General features: G+C 71.8%; 22 protein-coding genes, 1 pseudogene and 1 riboswitch. Of the genes and pseudogenes, 9 read left to right on the forward strand and 14 right to left on the reverse strand.

All coding sequences use genetic code 11. The features are described 5' to 3' along the window. The first annotated feature begins 65 nt into the window (after positions 1-65). From AC0I8G_RS03775 to AC0I8G_RS03785, 3 genes are all read left to right on the forward strand, one after another. Complete coding sequence (locus tag AC0I8G_RS03775; RefSeq protein WP_471728736.1) at positions 66-2360, forward strand: SDR family oxidoreductase; 2295 nt, start codon at positions 66-68, stop codon at positions 2358-2360. Positions 2361-2464: 104 nt separating this feature from the next. Beyond that, positions 2465-3223 carry a lysophospholipid acyltransferase family protein gene (locus AC0I8G_RS03780; RefSeq protein ID WP_380160445.1) on the forward strand — a complete coding sequence of 253 codons (759 nt, stop codon included), beginning with the start codon at positions 2465-2467 and terminating at the stop codon, positions 3221-3223. Between the two features lie 180 nt (positions 3224-3403). After that, positions 3404-3574: riboswitch (cyclic di-AMP (ydaO/yuaA leader) on the forward strand. Continuing rightward, positions 3573-4238, forward strand: coding sequence for a transglycosylase family protein (locus AC0I8G_RS03785; RefSeq protein WP_471728737.1), 666 nt, complete (start codon positions 3573-3575; stop codon positions 4236-4238). Its footprint overlaps the riboswitch before it by 2 nt. Before the next feature lie 63 nt (positions 4239-4301). On the opposite strand, the gene AC0I8G_RS03790 is transcribed toward AC0I8G_RS03785, so the two are convergent. From AC0I8G_RS03790 to AC0I8G_RS03840, 11 genes and pseudogenes are all read right to left on the reverse strand, one after another. After that, a complete protein-coding gene (locus AC0I8G_RS03790; RefSeq protein ID WP_471728738.1) occupies positions 4302-4934 on the reverse strand; it encodes a TrmH family RNA methyltransferase in 633 nt (210 codons plus the stop codon). Positions 4935-4953: 19 nt separating this feature from the next. Then, positions 4954-6126: an ABC transporter permease gene (locus AC0I8G_RS03795; protein ID WP_471728739.1), complete on the reverse strand. Its 1173-nt coding sequence runs from the start codon at positions 6124-6126 to the stop codon at positions 4954-4956. Next, positions 6123-7010, reverse strand: a complete 888-nt coding sequence (locus tag AC0I8G_RS03800; RefSeq protein WP_471728740.1) for an ABC transporter ATP-binding protein — start codon at positions 7008-7010, stop codon at positions 6123-6125. Before AC0I8G_RS03800 ends, AC0I8G_RS03795 begins: the two co-directional genes overlap by 4 nt. Positions 7011-7104: 94 nt before the next feature. Beyond that, complete coding sequence (locus AC0I8G_RS03805; RefSeq protein WP_471728741.1) at positions 7105-8172, reverse strand: sulfate/molybdate ABC transporter ATP-binding protein; 1068 nt, start codon at positions 8170-8172, stop codon at positions 7105-7107. Next, positions 8172-8978 (reverse strand): ABC transporter permease, encoded by an 807-nt coding sequence (locus AC0I8G_RS03810; protein ID WP_471728742.1) that lies wholly within the window; start codon positions 8976-8978, stop codon positions 8172-8174. Before AC0I8G_RS03810 ends, AC0I8G_RS03805 begins: the two co-directional genes overlap by 1 nt. Continuing rightward, positions 8975-9760 carry a molybdate ABC transporter substrate-binding protein gene (gene modA, locus AC0I8G_RS03815; protein WP_471728965.1) on the reverse strand — a complete coding sequence of 262 codons (786 nt, stop codon included), beginning with the start codon at positions 9758-9760 and terminating at the stop codon, positions 8975-8977. The genes AC0I8G_RS03810 and modA overlap by 4 nt, the downstream gene beginning before the upstream one ends. 2 nt (positions 9761-9762) lie before the next feature. Further along, positions 9763-10173 (reverse strand): TOBE domain-containing protein, encoded by a 411-nt coding sequence (locus tag AC0I8G_RS03820; protein WP_471728743.1) that lies wholly within the window; start codon positions 10171-10173, stop codon positions 9763-9765. Positions 10174-10249: 76 nt separating this feature from the next. Next, a complete protein-coding gene (locus tag AC0I8G_RS03825; protein ID WP_471728744.1) occupies positions 10250-10822 on the reverse strand; it encodes a hypothetical protein in 573 nt (190 codons plus the stop codon). Next, the gene (locus AC0I8G_RS03830; RefSeq protein ID WP_471728745.1) at positions 10819-11979 is read right to left on the reverse strand and encodes an AAA family ATPase; all 1161 of its coding nucleotides are present in this window, start codon (positions 11977-11979) and stop codon (positions 10819-10821) included. The genes AC0I8G_RS03825 and AC0I8G_RS03830 overlap by 4 nt, the downstream gene beginning before the upstream one ends. A 70-nt stretch (positions 11980-12049) precedes the next feature. Further along, positions 12050-12457, reverse strand: coding sequence for an ankyrin repeat domain-containing protein (locus AC0I8G_RS03835; protein ID WP_471728746.1), 408 nt, complete (start codon positions 12455-12457; stop codon positions 12050-12052). 196 nt (positions 12458-12653) lie between these two features. Continuing rightward, a pseudogene (locus AC0I8G_RS03840) lies at positions 12654-12857 on the reverse strand (hypothetical protein); the annotation flags it as partial. On the opposite strand from AC0I8G_RS03840, the gene AC0I8G_RS03845 reads away from it, so the two are divergent. From AC0I8G_RS03845 to AC0I8G_RS03870, 6 genes are all read left to right on the forward strand, one after another. After that, positions 12834-13358, forward strand: a complete 525-nt coding sequence (locus AC0I8G_RS03845; RefSeq protein WP_471728966.1) for a sugar phosphate isomerase/epimerase family protein — start codon at positions 12834-12836, stop codon at positions 13356-13358. The pseudogene AC0I8G_RS03840 and the gene AC0I8G_RS03845 overlap by 24 nt on opposite strands. Then, positions 13355-14467: a Gfo/Idh/MocA family protein gene (locus tag AC0I8G_RS03850; RefSeq protein WP_471728747.1), complete on the forward strand. Its 1113-nt coding sequence runs from the start codon at positions 13355-13357 to the stop codon at positions 14465-14467. Before AC0I8G_RS03845 ends, AC0I8G_RS03850 begins: the two co-directional genes overlap by 4 nt. A 155-nt stretch (positions 14468-14622) precedes the next feature. Beyond that, the gene (locus AC0I8G_RS03855; RefSeq protein WP_471728748.1) at positions 14623-15357 is read left to right on the forward strand and encodes a DedA family protein; all 735 of its coding nucleotides are present in this window, start codon (positions 14623-14625) and stop codon (positions 15355-15357) included. Positions 15358-15381: 24 nt separating this feature from the next. Further along, entirely contained in the window at positions 15382-15810 is a 429-nt protein-coding gene (locus AC0I8G_RS03860; protein ID WP_328293255.1) for an acyl-CoA thioesterase, read from the forward strand. Positions 15811-15840: 30 nt separating this feature from the next. Then, positions 15841-16461 (forward strand): DedA family protein, encoded by a 621-nt coding sequence (locus AC0I8G_RS03865; protein ID WP_380262833.1) that lies wholly within the window; start codon positions 15841-15843, stop codon positions 16459-16461. Beyond that, complete coding sequence (locus tag AC0I8G_RS03870) at positions 16458-17093, forward strand: IMPACT family protein (RefSeq protein ID WP_471728749.1); 636 nt, start codon at positions 16458-16460, stop codon at positions 17091-17093. Before AC0I8G_RS03865 ends, AC0I8G_RS03870 begins: the two co-directional genes overlap by 4 nt. 37 nt (positions 17094-17130) lie before the next feature. Here the strand turns inward: AC0I8G_RS03870 and AC0I8G_RS03875 are convergent, their stop codons facing one another. From AC0I8G_RS03875 to pyrE, 3 genes are read right to left on the reverse strand one after another with little or no spacing between them, the layout of a single operon-like run. Next, positions 17131-17946 (reverse strand): putative RNA methyltransferase, encoded by an 816-nt coding sequence (locus AC0I8G_RS03875; protein ID WP_471728967.1) that lies wholly within the window; start codon positions 17944-17946, stop codon positions 17131-17133. After that, positions 17943-18323: a hypothetical protein gene (locus AC0I8G_RS03880; protein ID WP_471728750.1), complete on the reverse strand. Its 381-nt coding sequence runs from the start codon at positions 18321-18323 to the stop codon at positions 17943-17945. Before AC0I8G_RS03880 ends, AC0I8G_RS03875 begins: the two co-directional genes overlap by 4 nt. After that, complete coding sequence (gene pyrE, locus AC0I8G_RS03885) at positions 18323-18904, reverse strand: orotate phosphoribosyltransferase (RefSeq protein WP_471728751.1); 582 nt, start codon at positions 18902-18904, stop codon at positions 18323-18325. The genes AC0I8G_RS03880 and pyrE overlap by 1 nt, the downstream gene beginning before the upstream one ends. Positions 18905-18922: the final 18 nt, after the last annotated feature.

The following is an 18922-nucleotide window of genomic DNA, read 5'->3' on the forward strand; positions in this document are numbered from 1 at the left end:
TCGGCGGAAGCGCGGGGGGAGCGCGAGGGAACGGGGCAGTGGTGGGGACGTGACAGGATTCGCCGGTGCGATTGGCTGAGCAGCTCGACGGCAAGCGTTTCCTCCTGACCGGGGTGACGGGCTTCATCGGTGAGGCGCTGCTGCAGCGTCTGCTCGTCGACCTGCCCGGGACGACGGCGGTCGCCCTGGTGCGCCCGAAGCCGGGTCAGTCCGGCGAGGACCGGCTGCGCGGGGTGCTGCGCAAGGAGATCTTCCGCGCCGCGGGTGAGGTCGACGACCTGCTGAAGACGCGGGTGCAGGCGCTCGAGGGTGACCTCGCCGACGTGCCGGAGCTGCCGTCCGACATCGACGTCGTCGTGCACTGCGCGGGTGACGTCTCGTTCGACCCGCTGATCCAGGACGCCTTCACGACGAACGTGGTGGGTACCCGTGCACTGGTCGAGCGGACGCTGGAGGCCAACGAACGGGGTCACGGCGCCGTCCACTACGTGCACGTCTCGACGGCCTTCGTCGGCGGCCGACGTCGGGGCGCCGTCCCGGAACGCGCGGTGGAGCACCGGGTCGACTGGCGCACCGAGACCGAGGCGGGGCTGCGCCTGGCGGCCCGCATCGAGGAGGACTCCCGCCTCGAGGTGCAGCTGCGGACGTTCCTGCGTGCCGCCGAACGCGACCACGGTCGCGCGGGTCCGCTCAGCGTGGCCGCCGGGGCCGAGGAACGCCGGGTGCGCTGGGTCGCGGACCAGCAGCGCGCCGCGGGCAAGGAACGGGCCCGCACGCTGGGCTGGACGGACTGCTACACCTTCACCAAGTCGATGGGTGAGCGACTCGTCGAGGAGATCGCCGCCCCCGTCATCCCGACGACGATCCTGCGTCCGAGCGTCGTGGAGTCCGCCGTCCAGCACCCGCACCCGGGCTGGATCGAGGGCTTCAAGATGGCCGAGCCGCTGATCCTGGCCTACGGCCGCGGTGAGCTGACCGAGTTCCCGGCGGCACCGGACGCGGTCCTCGACGTGGTGCCCATCGACCACGTCGTGAACGCCATCCTGGTCGCGTCGGCGACCCCGCCGCCGTTGTCCCAGCCGGCGTACTACCACGTCTCCTCGGGCAACCGGAACCCGTTGACGTTCCGCCAGATCTACGAGTTCATCCGCGAGTACTTCACGGAGCACCCCTTCGACTCCTCCCCCGCGGTCATGCCCACGTGGGACTTCCCGGGAGGTCGGGCCGTGGAGCGCAAGGTCCGGGCCGGGGAGCTGCTCACCGGCGCGGGGAACCGGCTGCTGGCGTTCGCGCCGCGCTCGGAACGGGTCCGCGAGGCCTCCCGCAAGCTCGACACCCTCAGCCGGCAGCTCGACAGCGGTCGTCGCTACATGGACCTGTACAAGGCCTACACCGAGGCCGAGCTCCGGTTCGTCGACGACAAGACGCTGTCGCTGCACGAGTCGCTGGACCCCGCGGACGCGGAGCTCTTCGGCTTCGACACCTCGACGGTGGACTGGCGCCACTACTGGCTCGACAGCCACTGCCCCAGCGTCACGACGCAGATGCGCAAGTACGAGGAGATCCGCCGTCGGCGCAAGCTGACCGAGTCCACCGGCCCGCGGGCGCTGAAGCCCGTCGCCGAGGGGTCGGCTCCCGTCCTCGCGGTCTTCGACCTCGCCGGGACGCTGATCCCGGGGACCGTCGTCGACTCGTACCTGACGCTGCGCCTCTCGGCGCTGGACGCCCCGGCGCGGGTCGCGGAGTTCGGCCGGATCATGCGCCACCTGCCGGGGTGGATCGCCGCCGAACGGCGTGACCGCGGCAGCTTCCTGCGTTCCCTCTTCCGCGGGTACGCGGGCGTCGACCTGGACCTGCTGGAGGCCTACGTCGACGACGTGCACGCGCCGCGCTTCCTGGAGCAGGTCTCCTCGGACGCGTTGCGGCGCATCCAGGGTCACCGCGACGCCGGGCACCGGACGATCCTCATGACGGGGGACGTGCGCCAGGTGACGCGGCCGTTGTCGGCCCTCTTCGACGAGGTCGTCTGCACCGATCTGGACGAGGAGCTCGACCTCGGCGGGCGCCGTCGGGCCAGCGGCTTCCTGAAGTCCCCACCCCTGGTCGGGGAGGCACGGGCCGCCTGGCTGCGCCGCTACGCCGAGGTCGAGGGGGCGGACCTGTCCGCCAGCTACGCCTACGCCGACTCCCACGTCGACGTGCCGCTGCTGAAGTCGGTGGGCAACCCGACGGCCGTCTCGCCCGACGTCCCGCTGTTCCGGGTGGCCCGCGCCTCGCGCTGGCCGGTGGCGGACTGGGCGGCGAGCTCGCCCGCGCGGCGGCTGCGGGTGCCGCAGCAGGTGCTCGCGGGCACCGACTGAGCCGTGCCGGAAGGCTCCCCGGGGGGTCGACGTGGCAGGATGCGAACCGTGCACTCCACACCGTCGAGCAGTCGATGCGGACCGCCGGTGTCGAGGACCGAAGGATGGCGAGGCTGATGGGGATCCCCCGACCGACGCGGATCGTGCGTGCGCTGCCGTTGCTGCGCAAGCACTCCGGGTCTGCTCCCGAGGACAAGGCCGGGCGGGCGGTCCACCGCAACGACTGGGTGCGCTCGGCCCCGGCCACGGCGGTGCGCTCCGGGCTGCAGCGGGTCCTGATGACCCCCGTCCTCCGCTCGCAGGTGACGGTCCACGTGCACAACGCCGAGGTGCTGGACCGCCTCGGCGGCGCGGCCGTGCTGGTCGCCAACCACTCCTCGCACCTGGACGCCCCGGTGCTGCTGGAGGCCCTCGGACCGCGCCGTCGCCGTCGGATCGCGATCGCCGCAGCGGCGGACTACTTCTTCGACGTGTGGTGGCGCGCGGCCCCGTCGGGCCTGGTCATCGGCACCTTCCCGCTGGAACGCCGCGGGACGGCGGGGGCGAGCGCGTCCTCGCAGCTGCTCGCCGACGGCTGGAGCCTGGTGATGTTCCCCGAGGGCGGGCGCAGCTACACCGGTGAGATGCGCCCGTTCAAGAAGGGTGCGGCGTACCTGGCCCTGGAGGCCGGGGTGCCGGTCGTCCCGATCGCCCTGCGCGGGACCTACGACGCGATGCCGCCGAAGCGGAACTGGCCCGTGAAGGGGCGTCCGCCGATCCACGTGACCTTCGGTGAACCGCTGCACGGACGCGAGGGTGAACGGGCCGGGGACTTCACCCCCCGGATCGAGGAAGCCGTCGCGAAACTGCTCGCGAACAGCTGATCCGAGCGCTCCGGGGCGTGATCTGCGCCACACGCGGGCGTCGCCCACCAGCCTGATCAGGGGTTTCGTGCACGTTCACGTGACGGTGCGGACACGGCACGGTGTACGCCGGGCCTCGCGCTTGTTACGGTCGGCCCGTCCCTGAGCCCGTTCGGGGACACGTCGCGGAGACGCCGAGTCCTGCCCACCGCGCCGGATGCAGAACCCGTGGGCAGGAGCGGGGGACCCAAGGTTCCTCGGACCACCGCAGTCCGCTGCGGAGTCCTCGGGGTGAAGCCGCGTCCGCGCGGCCGGGTCACACCTTCGACCCGAACCCGACAGCTGACCTCGCAGGCGTTGGAGGCCAACCATGTCTGCGATCCGTCGCGCCCCGTACCGTCTCGTCCGCCGTGGCCTGCTGGCCACCTTCGCCGCCGGCGCTGCCGGTGCCGCTCTGCTGGGCCCCGTCTCCAGCGCCTCGGCCGCTCCCGTGCAGGAGTGGGACGCGCTCGCCCACTGCGAGTCCAGCGGCAACTGGCACATCAACACCGGCAACGGCTACTACGGCGGGCTGCAGTTCAACCCGCGCACCTGGCTCAGCTTCGGCGGTGGGCAGTACGCGGGCCGCGCCGACCAGGCCTCCCGCGAGCAGCAGATCGTCGTCGCCGAGCGCGTGCTCGCGGCCCAGGGCTGGAACGCCTGGCCGTCCTGCTCGCGCCGTCTCGGCCTGCACGGCTCGGCGGACCCCGTCGGCCAGGAGGCCGCGCTGCTCCACCCGGCTCCCGCTCCCGCCCCGGCGCCTGCTCCCGCTCCGGCCCCCGCGCCTGCTCCGGCCCCCGCGCCGGTCGCCGTCGTCGAAGCCGCTCCGGCGCCCGCCGCCCGCACCTACACCGTCGCCCCCGGCGACACCCTCTACCGGATCGCCGTGAACAACGGTGTCGCCGGCGGGTACGTCGCGGTGTGGAACGCCAACCGCGGCCTCATCGGTGACAACCCGGCGCACATCGCCGTCGGCCAGGTCCTCGTCCTCCCCTGACCCCTCCCGTCCGCGATCGTGCAGGGGTCCCCGGCACGATCGCGGACGGTGGTCCGACCAGCGTCAGGGACGCTGGTCGAAGACGTGCCGGCGCACCCAGGCGTGCATCGCGACGGCCGCCGCCGCCCCCACGTTGATCGAGCGGGTCGAGCCGAACTGCGCGATGGCCAGCACGTCGACGCAGTGCGCGACCGCCTCGTCGGTCAGTCCGGGACCCTCCTGCCCGAAGAGCATCACGCACTCGCGCGGGAGGTCGTAGGTCTCCAGCGGTACCGATCCCTCGACGTTGTCGATGCCGACGATCGGGAGCCCCCGTTCGGCGGCCCAGGCGACCAGGGCCTCCACGTCGGCGTGGTGGTGCACCGACAGGTACCGGTCGGTGACCATCGCGCCGCGCCGGTTCCACCGCCGGTGGCCCACGACATGCGCACCGGCCGCGTTCACGGCGTTCGCGGTCCGCACGACCGAACCGATGTTCGCGTCGTGCTGCCAGTTCTCGACCGCCACGTGCAGCGGGTTCCGGCGGGTGTCGAGGTCGGCGACGATCGCGGCGTTGGACCAGTACCGGTACTCGTCACCCACGTTGCGCCGGTCACCCTCGAGCAGCAGCTCAGGGTCGAAACGCGGGTCGTCGGGCCAGGTCCCCTCCCAGGGCCCCACGCCGACGACCCGCTGCTCCTGGACCTCGTCACTCACCGGACCATCATCGCAAGGCTCAGACGGCCTTCTTCCACGCGGACCGGAAACCCAGCGACCGACCGGTCTGCAACAGGCTGTTCTCGTAGAGACGGCGCGCGACGGTGACGAAGAGCACGGCGGTGGCCGCGATGATCAGCAGCGAGAGCAACGGTTCCCACAGGGCGACGTCCCCCTGGACCACGCGCTTCGGCATGACCATCGGCGAGGACAACGGGATGTAGCTCAACGCGGTCTGCAGCGGACCGGGTTCGTTGGCGAGGAAGCTGGCGAAGAACGGCAGCATGACGAACATCTGCACCGGGGTCGCCGTCGACTGCAGGTCCTCGAGCCGGCTCGCCATCGCGCCCGCCGCGGCCCACAGGCAGGAGAGCATCGCGAAGCCGAGGACGAAGAAGACCAGGAACCACGCGGCGGCGCTGGGGATGCCCGGGATGCTGTCCAGCAGTTCCGGCTGGGCGATGCGCAGGGCCGCCACCCCGGCGACGACGAGCAGCAGGATCTGACCGAAGGCCAGGATCCCGTTGCCGAGGATCTTGCCGATGAGCAACTGCCGCACCGGGACGGTCGTCACGAGCAGTTCGATGACGCGGGTCTGCTTCTCCTGCACCACGCTCTGCGCGATCGAGTAGCCGAAGAGGACGACGATCTGGAAGAACAGCAGTGCGAACGCGAGGCCGAGGAAGTAGACGAGCAACGGGTCCACCGCGTCGGGGTCGAGCAGTCGCGTCGACGGCGGCGGCAACGACAGGACGCGCTGGACCTCGGTCTGGTCCACCCCCAGTGCCTGGAAACCCAGCACGGTCTGAGCGGAACCGATCCGGGCGCGCAGGACGCCCGCCAGGGTGTCCGAGACGCTGCGGTCACCCAGGATGACGGCGCTGGTGTCCCCGACGACCACGGCGGCGTCGACGTCACCGGCGCGGACGGCGGCCTCGGCGGCCGCGTCGTCGGCGACCTCCTTCAGCTCGATCCGGGTGTCCGGGTCCTCACCGGGCCGGGCGACCACCAGCGGCTGCGCCTGCGCGGTGACCGCGACGTCGTAGTCGTCGCCACCTCCGGAGATCACCCCGGGCAGGACGGAGGCCGCGGCGACGAGGACGAAGAGCAGGACGGTCGAGAAGATGAAACCCTTGTCCCGCAACTTCTCGGTCATCTCGCGCTGGGCGATGATCCACCACTGGGCGTTCACCGGGACACCTCCTGGAACAGGTCGGACAACGAGGGCAGCAGCGGGGCGAAGGAGCGGACCGGGCCGCGGCGGAGGGCCTCGGCGAGAACCCGCTGGTCGAGGTCGGGATCACCGTGGAGTTCGAGGACGGTCCCGTCGGCACGCCGTTCCAGCACCCGGACGCCGGGGACGTCGTCCAGCCAGCCGAGGTCGGCGTCGGCGACGAGCCGGAAGCGCGATCCGGCCCGTTCCCGGCGCAGCTTCTCCGGTTCTCCCGCGGCGACGACCCGACCGGCGTGCAGGATGACGAGTTCGTCGCACAGCCGGTCGACGAGGTCGAGCTGGTGGCTGGAGAAGAGGACACCCACCCCCGCCGCGACCTTCTCCCGCAGCAGGTCCGCCATCGCGTCGACGGCGATCGGGTCGAGACCGGAGAACGGTTCGTCGAGGACCAGCAGTTCCGGGTCGTGCACCAGGGAGGCCGCCACCTGGACCCGCTGCTGGTTCCCCAGCGAGAGCGACTCCAGCTTGTCGCCGGACCGGTCACCCAGCCCGAGGCGTTCCAGCAGGTCCTGGCCCCGCTTCGCGGCGACCCCGCGGTCCACCCCGTGCAGCCGGGCCAGGAACACCAGCTGTTCCAGCAACCTGCCCTTGGGGTAGAGACCGCGTTCCTCCGGCATGTAGCCGAACCGGCGGCGGACGGCGAGGTCGGGCACCTGACCGCGGAACGTCACCGTCCCGGAGTCCGCGGCCAGCACGCCGAGGGCGATCCGCATCGTGGTGGTCTTCCCGGCACCGTTCGCCCCGACGAAACCCACCATGCGTCCGTCCGGAACGCTGATGCTGACGCCGTCGAGAGCGAGACGGTCCCCGAAGGTCCTGGTGATCTTGTCGAGGACGAGCATCCCCCGAACCTAGGGGAACCCTGAGAGACCCCGCGTCCGACGATCGTCGCAGTGCGAGCTCCCCTGGGTCGGCGGAACGGGCGAGCCGTCGTCGTCAGGCGCTGGCGAGGATCCGGACCGCCGTCGCCTTGACGACCAGGTGCACCGGGCCGCCCGGCACGAGGTCGAGTTCCGCCGCCGCCGCGACGGTGATGTCGGCCAGGACGTCGTGACCGGCCGGCGCGTCCGGTCGGGCCCGCACGCGGACGACCTCCCCGCGGGGAGCGACGTCGAGCACCGTCGCGGACCACCGGTTGCGCGGACTCCCGCCGGGGTCGCTCGCGTGCACCGACACCACGGAAGGGCTGAAGAGGGCGACGCCACGCTCCCCCACCGCGCCGGTGACCAGCCCGTGCACCACGGCGCCGTCCGCGGTGGCCAGGCCGTCCGCGGTGATGGTCCCCGGGATCAGCACCAGCCCCGCCAGCCGGGCCCCGAACGCGCTCTTCGGCGAGGACAGGACCTGCTGCGCCGGACCGCGTTCGACGACCCGACCTGCCTCCAGCACGACGACCTGGTCGGCGAGGGCCAGCGCGTCGAGCGGGTCGTGGGTCACCAGGACCGCGCAGCGCCCGGTACCGCGCAGGACCCGGCGCAGGACCTGCCGGACCTCGGGGGCGGCGGTGACGTCGAGCGCGGCCATCGGTTCGTCCAGCAGCAGCAGCTTCGGCTCGGCAGCGAGCGCCCGCGCGATCGCGACCCGCTGGGCCTGGCCGCCGGACAGTTCGTGGGGGCGACGGGCCGCGAAGGGGGTCATGCCGACGTCCCCGAGCAGCTGCCGGGCCCGTTCGCGGGCGTGGGTGCGGGAGGCACCGGCACTGCGCGGGCCGAAGGCCACGTTCGCCTCGACGCTGAGGTGCGGGAAGAGCATCGCGTCCTGGGCGAGCAGGCCGACCCCGCGGCGGTGCGGGGGGACGAAGGTCCCGCGGTCGTCGACCAGCACCTCGCCGTCGAGGACGACCCGCCCCGCGGTCGGTCGCAGCAACCCCGCGAGCAGTCCCAGCAGCGTCGACTTCCCGGCGCCGTTCGGCCCCAGGACGGCGAGGACCTCCCCGGGGGCGACCGACAGCTCCAGGTCGACGTCCCGCGGGGTGAACCGGACGGCGACCTCCAGACCGGCCATCAGAACACCCCCCGCCCCGGCCGTCCGCGGACCGCCACGACGACGACCACCGCGACGACGACGAGCAGCAGCGACAACGCGGCCGCGGCGTCGGGGTCGGTCTCGCGGACGAGGTAGATCTCCAGCGGCAACGTCCGGGTCACGCCCTGGAGGCTGCCGGCGAACGTCAGGGTCGCGCCGAACTCCCCCAGGGCGCGCGCGAAGGCCAGCACCGCACCGGACACCAGCCCCGGCACCACCAGCGGCAACGTCACCCGGAACAGCACCCGACCGGGTCTCGCGCCCAGCGTCGCGGCGACGGCCTCGTAGCGCCGACCCGCCGTGCGCAGGGTTCCCTCGAGGCTCAGGACCAGGAACGGCAGCGACACGAACGTCTGGGCGATGACCACGGCCACGGTGGTGAAGGCGACGGTGACGCCTAAACCCTCCAGCGTGGACCCGAACAGGCCCCTGCGGCCGAAGGTGTAGACCAGCGCGAGCCCGCCGACGACGGGTGGCAGCACGAGGGGCAGCAGGACGATGGAGCGCAGCACCCGCATCCCCGGGAAGTCGCTGCGGGCCAGCACCAACGCCATCGGGACCCCGAGGACCAGGCAGGCGAGGGTGCTGGCCGAGGCCGTCTTCAGGCTGAGCAGCAGCGCGGCGCGGGAGGAGTCGGAGGTGACGAGCGGGACGAAGTCCGCCCACGGCACCCGCGACAGGATCCCGGCGAGGGGGGCGAGGAACAGCAGCAGCCCCACCCCCGCCGGGACGAACACCCACCGCGGCAGCGCGCTCCCCTCCACCGCACTGCCACGCCGGGTCACGTCGCCGGCGCGCCGAACCCGGCGTCCCGCAGGACCTCCTCGCCCGCGGTACCGGTGACGAACGTGACGAACTCCGACGCGAGGTCGGCGTCCTGCGCGTCCTTCAGGGCGGCGATCGGGTAGGTGTTCACGGCGCCGGCGGACTCGGGGAACTCCACCCCGGTGACCTTCTCGCCCGCGGCGGTGACGTCGGTGACGTAGACGAGACCGGCGTCCGCCTCGCCGGAGGTGACCTTGCCCAGGACGTCGGTCACCGAGGACTCCTCGCTCACCGGGCTGAGCGTGACCCCCGAGGACGTCTCGACGGTCTGCGTCGCGGAACCGCAGGGAACCTGCGCGGCGCAGACGACGACCTTCACCCCCGGTTTCGCCAGGTCCGCGAACGTCTTGATCCCGGCGGGGTTGCCTGCGGGAGTGGCGATCTCGAGGACGTTGGTGGCGAAGTCGACCGGGGCGGCCGCGGTCAGCGACTGGTCGGTGACCTTCGTCATGTTCTTCTCGTCGGCCGAGGCGAACACGTCCGCCGGGGCACCCTCGGTGATCTGGGTGACGAGGTCGGAGGAACCGGCGAAGCTGAACCTGACGGTGACGCCGGGGTTCGCGGCCTCGAACTCCCGACCGATCTCGGTGAAGGACCCCTTCAGCGACGCGGCCGCGAACACGGTGAGGGCGCGGGCCGCCGCGCTGGTGGAGCTCGACGTCGCCGCCGGGGTCGCGGTGTCGCCGGAACCGCAGGCGGCGAGCAGACCACCGACGACGACCAGGGCGATCACCGGACGCATCCTCACGACCGGTTCCCCTCGGGCGTCTCGACGATGACCGTCGTCGCCTTGACCACGGCCGTGGCCCGGCTCCCGGGTTCGAGGCCGAGTTCCTCGGCGGCCTCGCGACTCATGAGCGAGACGACGCGGTGCGGTCCGCACTGCATCTCGACCTGGGCCATGACCCCGTCGGCGAGGACCCGCGTCACCAGTCCGGCGAAGTGGTTGCGGGCCGACCGCGTCACACCCGTGGTGTCGGGGGCGGCCGACGCGGCGTGCTGGACCGCGAAGGCGGCGAGCACGGCTCCGTCCACGACGGTCCGGCCGGTCTCGTCCTTGCCGCTCGCCAGCGTGCCGGCGTCGGTCCAGCGGCGGGCGGTGTCGTCGGAGACGCCGAGCAGGTCGGCGACGTCACGGATGCGGTAGAGCGGCACGACCCGACTCTAGCCACACTCAGGCGTATCTGCGGTACGAGGACGAGGAAGATGGCGCATTTGCGGTTCCACAGCCTCACTTGATCCTTCTCAGGGCCACCACAGCCCGCCTGAGACTGGTCGAGACCTCAACCGCCTCGTCGACGCGCCACACCTGCTCTGCGAACTCGTTCATCCTGCTCACGTAGAGGGGACCGGTCTTTCCCGCGGCAGTCACCATGTCGCTCCGGACGACCTTCGATCGGGACCGTGCGCACAGCGCGAGGACCGACGACTTGGCATTGCTCAGAGACTCAGGATCGGTGGGCAGGTCGCCCCTGCGGACGCCGAAGAACCTGGAGAAGCTCTCCGCGTCCGCCATGAGCCAAGCCTCCGTCATGGGATGCACGATGCGCAGGACGAAGTTCGGGGAAGCGACGTCGACGTTGGCCATGAGTTGGCTGCGTAGTGCCACCGGGCACTTGGTGTCAGAGTCCCTGAACACCACCCAGGGCGAATGGAGCGCAGCCCGGTTGTAGTTCGGGATCAGCGGGTCCAGTCGCGTTTTGCCCCCCTTCGCCAAGACCGTCCCGACCTCGTGACCGGCCGCCCTGATGACGGCCCGAGCAGCTCCTTCGTCCGAGCGACCCTCCACCGCGGCGTTGATCAACGTCGGCGCCCGCTTCCAACGCTGATCAAGCCACCCAGGTCAGGGGGTGCGATGAGTCCCTGAACGATGTCTGAGGTAGGAAGGCCTGCTTCCACCTCGCCTGCGACCACTTCGACCTGCGACAGGAGCTCGGCAGTCGTGCCGTCTCCCGTGACACGCAAGACGAGTACTTCCTCAGCCAGGACCCCCTCGTCGTCCAACAACTCAGGCGCATGGGTGGACAGCACCACTTGAAGATCCTTGTCCCGCTGCGCAGTGGACAGAACCGCAGGCAGAGTTCGGACGATGGACGCGTTCAGTGAGAGTTCTGGCTCCTCGAGCAGCAGTATTCCGCCGTTCGCCGGCGTACTGACCATGGTCCAGAGCAGACCGATGAGACGCAGCGTCCCATCGGAGAATTCGACCTCTGTGTGTCGTGTGGGAGTCGCTCGCCAGTTCTTGTATCCCGCCACCAGGTGCGGTCTCCCAGAAGCATCGACGTCGATGTCCAGAGACTCGAACTCTGGAACCGCTGCGCGGAGAGCGTTCTGCATACGCTGAAGCCACGCGGATCGCGTCTTTGGAGTGACCGCATTCATCTGCGCGATGAAGTCACCCCCGAAGGGGTCGTCCGAATGCCCTGCCCGGGCTGGATCTCGGATGACCTGGGGAACCAGGTGGAAGTAGCGCACCTTCGAGAAGTAGTCGGCGATGGCCCGGAAGCGCTGGTTCGCTGCGATCTGCTCGAGATGAGTTTGAGTCAGTCTCTCTGGATCGTCACCATCACGACCATCGGGTCGCTGGAGGATGGAGACCCCGTTGAGCTCGACCAATTCTTCGTCCACGAGCGGCCTGTTCCTGCCACGAGCCTCCCCACGGATGCTCAGGCGGTAACGCCAGAGGTCATCCCCGTCCTGGAGGCGCACCTCGACGATGAGACGGCCTCGTTGGTTGTTCCGCGCGAAGAGGCTGCGCACCTTGCCGAACCCGCCTCGGCGATCGAGAGCCGCCGACAGACCACCACCAGGGCTCGCGATGTCTCCCAGGAACCTCAGGAGGTCGAGAAGATTCGATTTGCCTGCAGCGTTCGGTCCCACGATGAACAATCGATCAGACAAGGGGAAGTCAACCGACTTGAAATTCCGCCAGTTGCTGGCACTGACATGGACGAGGCGCATCTCATCTCCACTTTCGCCGAGAGAAGCACCAGCATAGACGTCTTGATCTTGTACTACCGGGTTCCCGCCTTCAGCTCCTGGCCCGCAACAGCGTCGTCATCTCCGGCAGGTCGAACACCTGCGCCACCGCCACCCCGGACTGGCGCCCGAGCTCCGGGTCGGCCCCGGCGTCCAGCAGCGCCGTGACGATGTCGGTGGCCTGCCGGAAGACCGCGGCCCCGAGGGCCGTCTGGCCCTTGTCGTTGACCCGGGCGTGGTCGGCGCCGCGCTCGAGCAGGGCCCGGACCGTCTCGGTGTGCACGTGGTAGGCCGCGAGGACCAGCAGGGTGTCCCCGCCGGAGTTCGTGAGGTTGACCGGGACCCCGGCGTCGACCCGGGCGGTCAGCTCCGCCGTCGCGCCGGTCCGGGCCAGGTCGAAGGTCTCGTGCAGGAAGGCCAGTTCGTCCTCGGTCAGGGCAGTGCGGGGTCCCTCGCTCACCGCCGGATCGTAACGGGGTCTGGCGCCCGCACGGGTCGCGGCCGTACGGTTGCTGAACCGGTTCGGTTCCTCGGACCGGGGACGTGGGCGTCCAGGGACGGTCGCCCCGCGAGCAGCACGCGAGAGGACGAGAACCCCACTCATGGCCGACAAGACACTCGACACGTCGAAGATCTCCGTACAGCTCTACACGGTGCGCGACGCGCTCGCCGCCGACCTCGACGCCACCCTGGCCCGCCTCGCCGGCTTCGGCTTCCGCCAGGTGGAGCCGTTCGGCCTCACCGAGAAGGCCGACGAGCTCGCCCCGGCGCTGGCCCGGGCCGGGCTGACCGCACCGAGCACCCACGCCAAGGTCGTGGGCGGTGACATCGAGGCCGTGCTGGCCGCCGCCGCGAAGACGGGGACGACGCTCGTCGTCGAACCCCACGTCGACCCCGCGCGCTGGACCACCGCCGAGGACGTCGCCGCGATCGCCGCCGAGCTCAACGCCGCTGCGCTCCGCGCCGCCGACGCCGGGGTGACCATCGGCTACCACAACCACCAGTTCGAGCTCGAGACGAAGATCGGCGGCCGCCCCGCCCTCGAGGTCTTCGCCGACCACCTCGCCGACGGGGTCGCCCTCGAGGTCGACACCTACTGGGTCGTCGTCGGCGGCGTCGAGGTCCCCGACCTGCTCGGCCGCCTCGGCGAGCGCGTGCGCGCGGTCCACCTCAAGGACGGTGACGGCAGCCGGGACACGAAGAAGCAGGTCGCCTTCGGGTCCGGCGACCTCGACGTCGCCGCGATCCTCGCGGCCTCGGCGGGGGTCGACCTCGGGGTCGTCGAGCTCGACGACACCACCGGTGACGTCTTCGACGCCGTGCAGGGCAGCTACGACTACCTGACGAAGGCCCTGTCGTGAGCGAGACCCGCACAGGACCGGTCGGGATCGGCATCGTCGGCGCCGGCGTCATCAGCGGCACCTACCTCGAGAACCTCACGGCGTTCCCCGACGTGCGGGTCCACGCCATCGGCGACCTCTTCCCCGAGGCCGCCGCGGCCCGGGCCGCGGAGCACGGCGTCCCGGCCCACGGCGGCATCGACGCCGTGCTGGGCAACCCGGACGTCGAGATCGTCGTGAACCTGACGATCCCCGCGGCCCACGTCGAGGTGTCGCTCGCGGCGATCTCGGCCGGCAAGCACGTCTGGTCGGAGAAGCCCGTCGCCCTCGACCGCGAAGGCGGTCAGCGCCTGATCGACGCGGCCGAGGCGGCCGGTGTCCGGTTGGGCTGCGCGCCGGACACGTTCCTGGGCGCGGGGCTGCAGACCTCGCTCAAGGCGCTGGCCCGGGGCGACATCGGGACCCCCCTGACGGCGCTGACCCTGATGCAGTCCCCCGGCCCGGAGTCCTGGCACCCGAACCCGGCCTTCCTCTTCCAGACCGGGGCCGGTCCGCTGTTCGACATCGGGCCCTACTACCTCACGACGCTGGTCCAGGCGTTCGGCCCGGTCGCCTCGGTCGCGGCCATCGCCTCGACGGCCCGGGCCCAGCGCGTCATCGGTTCCGGGCCCAAGGCGGGCGAGACCTTCGACGTGACCGTGCCCACGCACGTCAGCGCCATCGCGCAGTTCCGCAGCGGCCAGAGCTCGCAGAGCATCTTCAGCTTCGACTCCCCCCTCCCCCGGGCGGGGTTCGTGGAGATCACCGGTACCGACGCGACCCTGGCCCTGCCGGACCCGAACAACTTCGACGGCGACGTCCAGATCCGCCGGCGCGGCAGTGAGGAGTGGGAGGTCCTGGCCTCCACGACGGCGCTGTCCACCCGCGGTACCGGGGTCCTCGAGATGGCCCGGGCCATCCGGGCGGGACGTCCGCACCGCGTCCAGGGCGCCCTGGCCCACCACGTGGTCGACGTCATGGAGTCGATCGCCGAGTCCGCGCAGAGCGGCGCGTTCGTGCCCGTGAGCAGCACCGTCGAGGCCGCGGCCCCGCTCCCCGACGACTGGGACCCCACGGCCGCCACGGTCTGACCCTCCTCCGATCCGTGATCCCGCGGGGACCACCAGCGGGATCACGGATCGGGCATCGGCCATGGGGCTGATGCCGGCCCGGACGGGTCATCCTCTGGGCTGATCTCCAGCCCGGGACGTCCACGGGGCTCCGAAAGAGACTTACCCTGGGGCACGTGCCCCTGCTCGCCGAGTTCACGACCGCGCTGTCCACCTCGTTGCCGGCGGCGGCACCCGCTCTGCTGCCCGACTGGGCCAGCCCCGAGACGTTCCTGGACACCCTCGGCCCCGCCGCCCTGTGGGTCGCCATGGCCATCGTGTTCGTCGAGTGCGGGCTGTTCATGTTCTTCCTGCCGGGCGACTCCCTGCTGTTCACCGTCGGGTTGTTCACCCACTCCGACGTCCTGCGGGAACCGATCTGGCTCTCCTGCCTGCTGCTGTCCGTCGCGGCGTTCCTCGGCAACGTCCTGGGCTACGAGATCGGACGCAAGGCGGGGCCGGCGTTGTTCGACCGGCCGAACTCGAAACTGCTGACCCCGAAGCGGATCCAGCAGACCAGCGAGTTCTTCGAGCGCTTCGGGGCCCGCGCCATCATCCTGGCCCGGTTCGTGCCCGTCGTCCGCACCTTCATCACCCTCGCCGCGGGGGCAGGCGCCATGTCCCGCAGGACGTTCCTGACGTTCTCGGCGATCGGCGCCGTGCTCTGGGCGACCGGCATCACGCTGCTCGGCTACGCGCTGGGCAACATCACGCTGATCCGGAACAACCTCGAACTGGGTCTGCTGCTGCTCGTCGTGCTCTCGCTCATCCCGGTCGGGATCGAGTTCCTGCGCGCCCGGGCCAAGGACCGCCACCGCACGGCCTCGCTGCCGGCGCAGTCGAACGGCAAGACCCCCGAGAACCAGCGCTGAGCCGCCACCCGGCAGGATGTCCGGGTGGCTCGCCGGCGGTTGTCCCTGTCCCTGCGGTGGGGGGACATGGACGCCTACCGCCACATCAACAACGTCGAGATCATGCGGCTCCTCGAGGAGGCCCGCGTGCGCGCGTTCGGGCTGGAGTCCCCGGACGGTTCGGCCCCGATGCTGGCGACCGGGATGGTCGTGGCGAAGCACACCGTCGAGTACCTGCGACCGCTGGACTACCGCCTCGCCCCGGTCGCCGTCGACCTCTGGGTGGGCCGAACGGGTGGAGCCAGCTTCGAGGTCGACTACGAGCTCCTCGAACCCGACACCGACGCCGTCGGTGAGCTCCGGACCTACGTCCGTGCCTCCACGGTGTGCGTCGCCTACGACTTCGACGAGGGTCGTCCCCGGCGCCTCGACGACGACGAACGCCGCAGGCTGGCCCTGCTGGCCGACGACTGAGGTCTACCTGCCTTCTGGCAGGATCACGAGGTGTCCGACTGGATCGCACAGCTCGCCGACCCTCAGCTCGAGGACCTCGGCGCGGTCGGGCTGTACGTCCTCGTCTTCGGGATCGTGTTCGCCGAGACGGGCACCCTCATCGGGTTCTGGCTGCCCGGCAGCAGCGTCCTCTTCACCGCCGGTCTCATCTCCGCCCGCGAGGACTCCCCCGTCTCGCTGACCGTCCTGGTCGTCGGGGTGACGCTGGCGGCCGTCCTGGGCGACACCGTCGGGTACTGGTCCGGACGCCGGCTGGGTCGGCCCTGGCTGCTGCGCCGGGCCGGGAAGGCCGCCCGACACCTGCCCCGGGCCGAGGCGTTCTACGCGAAGTACGGCTGGTTCGCGGTGGTGGCCTGCCGGTTCATCCCGTGGTTGCGCGCGTTCACGCCGATCATCGCCGGCACGGCCGCGATGCCCTACGCCAAGTTCGCCTCCGCGAACGTCGTGGGCGCCCTGTGCTGGGGCGCGCTGCTGGTGCTCGCCGGTCACGCCGCCGACTCCCACCCCTGGGTGCGGACGACGGCGTACGCGATCGCCGGGACCGCCATCGTCTTCTCCTTCGTCATGCCTCTCGCGGCCTGGATCCGTCGACGTCGACGGGCGCGCGCGTGAGGGACCCCCTGCCCGTCCCGGCCCGCGCGGTGCGGACCGAGACGAGCGTGGAGCGGTCCCGGTTCATCGCGACCCTGGAGCCGGTGCGCGACGTCGACGGTGTCGACGCGGTGCTCGCCCGGGTCCGCAAGGAGTTCCCCGACGCCCGTCACCACTGCACGGCCTCGGTCCTGGGCGGGGACGGCACGCAGCAGCGCTCGCACGACGACGGCGAACCGGCCGGCACGGCGGGGGCCCCGATGCTGGCCGCGCTGAACGGTGCGGGGGTGACCGGGGTCCTCGCCGTGGTCACGCGGTACTTCGGCGGTGTCCTGCTGGGCACGGGCGGACTGGTCCGCGCCTACGGCTCCGCCGTGTCCGGCGCGCTCGCCGAGGCGGGCGTGCTGCGCCGTCGCTGGGTCGACCTCGTCGAGGTGCGCGCGAGCCTCGCCGACGGCGGTCGCCTGGAGGCCGACCTGCGGCACGGCTTCGACGTCGAGGACGTCGTGTGGAGCGGCGAGGGCTGGTCCGCGACGCTCGCCCTGGCCCCGGAGGGGACGGGAGCGCTCGCCGCCCACCTGGCCGCGGGCGGGTTCGCCACCGAGCTCGGGGCACCGCGACGGGCCGTGCGCACCGCGGGGAACGCCACCTGATCACCGGGCCGTGAGCCCCGGTCCCCGGGTGGGTGGCTCAGGGTCTCGTGACGGCCGTCAGCCGCACGGCGACGGTCACGTCGACGACGTCGGGCAACCCGGCGAGCCGGTCCTCGAGGGCCGCGGCGTCGACGTGGTGGGCACTGGGCCCCATGAGCACCAGCGCCCGCAGCGCAGCACGGTCGAACCGGCGGGGCACCCGCAGTTCCGCCTCGGTGAGGTCGACGAACCCCTCGAGGTCGGTGTGCAGCCGTTCGGCCTTGCGCTCCTCGACCCCGACCATGCCGAGCACGTCGCGGACCTCGCCCAGGTGCTCCGGCAACGGGGTGACGATCACCCACCGTCCCCCGGGACGCAGGACCCGGATCACCTCCGGGACCGACCGGGGGGCGAAGACCGTCGTCACGAGGTCGGCGGAGGCGTCGGCGAAGGGCAGTCCGCGCCAGACGTCCGCCCCGACCGCGGCGGCCCGGGGGTGCGCACGGGCGGCGCGGCGCAGGGCCGCGGCCGAGACCTCGACGACGACCCCGGACCCGCCGGTGCGCTCCAGGACGTGTGCGAGGTAGTACCCGGTCCCGCCGCCGACGTCGACGACGAACCCCGCAACGCCCCGGTCGGCGAGCGCCGCGGCGATCGGTGCGTAGTGCCCGGCTCCGAGGAACTCCTCACGAGCGGCCACCATCGCCGCGGTGTCACCGGTCGCCTTCGACCCGACGGCGAGGTTGACGTAGCCCTGACGGGCGAGGTCGAACCGGTGTCCCGCAGCGCATCCGAGGGTCCGCCCGGTCAGCTCGAAGCGGCCCGCGCAGAGCGGGCAGCGCAGGAGCGGGAGGGCGGCCTCGAACGCGTTCAGCGCTGCTGCTCGGCGCTCGCGCCCAGCGGGTGCAGGCCGGAGACGGCACCGACCCAGGAGATGGGGACACCCGCGAGGCGGTGGTCGTAGGCGCGCACGGCCGCGGAGTGGAAGGCGATGTCCCCGGCGAGACGGTGCTCGGCGTCGGCGAGCGCCCGGACGGTCTGCGGGTCCGGTTCGGCCGCGGCGGCCTCCTGCGCGGCGAGGTGGGTGGCCAGGTCGGCGAGGCGGCTGCGGCGCTGATCGGCGAGCGCGCCGGCCTCGACGGCCAGGTCGCGCATCCGGACCAGGGCCGCGCGGGTCGCGACGACCCACAGGGCGATCACGAGGACGAGCAGCACGACGACGACGAGGACGACGGCCCCGGTGGCGCCCATCAGGCGAGCCCGATGTCGCTGAGGCCGTAGGCGAAGCGGTAGGGCACGCCGGCCTCGGCCTCGACCTTCTCCCGGGCGCCGGTGTTCCTGTCGACGATGACGACGACACCGACGACCTCGGCCCCCGCTGCGCGCAGCGCCTCGACGGCGGTGAGGACGGACCCCCCGGTGGTGGAGGTGTCCTCGACGGCCACGACCCTGCGCCCGGCGACGTCGGGGCCCTCGATGCGGCGCTGCAGACCGTGGGCCTTCTCGGCCTTGCGGACGACGAAGGCGTCCAGCGGGGCGCCGTCGTGCGCTGCGGCCCACCCGCGGGCGTTGGCAGCGTGGACCATGGCGAAGGCGACCGGGTCGGCACCCATCGTGAGCCCGCCGACGGCCTGGAAGTCCCAGTCCTGCACCAGGTCCAGCAGCACGGGACCGACGAGGGCGGAGGCTTCGCCGTCCAGGCTGATCCGGCGCAGGTCGACGTAGTAGTCGGCCTCCTTGCCGCTGGAGAGCGTCACCGTCCCGCGGACGACGGCCTTGGCCGCGATGAGTTCCGCGAGGCGGTCGCGTTCGCTGGAGTTCGGTGTGCTCACGGGACCGCAGCTTAGGTG

Source organism: Kineococcus sp. AC630 (assembly GCF_979255925.1).

Bases quoted from the DNA above. Each gene is read 5' to 3' on its own strand.
- AC0I8G_RS03830 (WP_471728745.1), bottom strand. From the start codon at position 11,979: ATGCGCCTCGTCCATGTCAGTGCCAGCAACTGGCGGAATTTCAAGTCG.
- AC0I8G_RS03780 (WP_380160445.1), top strand. From the start codon at position 2,465: ATGGCGAGGCTGATGGGGATCCCCCGACCGACGCGGATCGTGCGTGCG.
- AC0I8G_RS03805 (WP_471728741.1), bottom strand. From the start codon at position 8,172: ATGGCCGGTCTGGAGGTCGCCGTCCGGTTCACCCCGCGGGACGTCGAC.
- modA (WP_471728965.1), bottom strand. From the start codon at position 9,760: ATGCGTCCGGTGATCGCCCTGGTCGTCGTCGGTGGTCTGCTCGCCGCC.
- AC0I8G_RS03880 (WP_471728750.1), bottom strand. From the start codon at position 18,323: ATGGGCGCCACCGGGGCCGTCGTCCTCGTCGTCGTCGTGCTGCTCGTC.
- AC0I8G_RS03785 (WP_471728737.1), top strand. From the start codon at position 3,573: ATGTCTGCGATCCGTCGCGCCCCGTACCGTCTCGTCCGCCGTGGCCTG.
- AC0I8G_RS03800 (WP_471728740.1), bottom strand. From the start codon at position 7,010: ATGCTCGTCCTCGACAAGATCACCAGGACCTTCGGGGACCGTCTCGCT.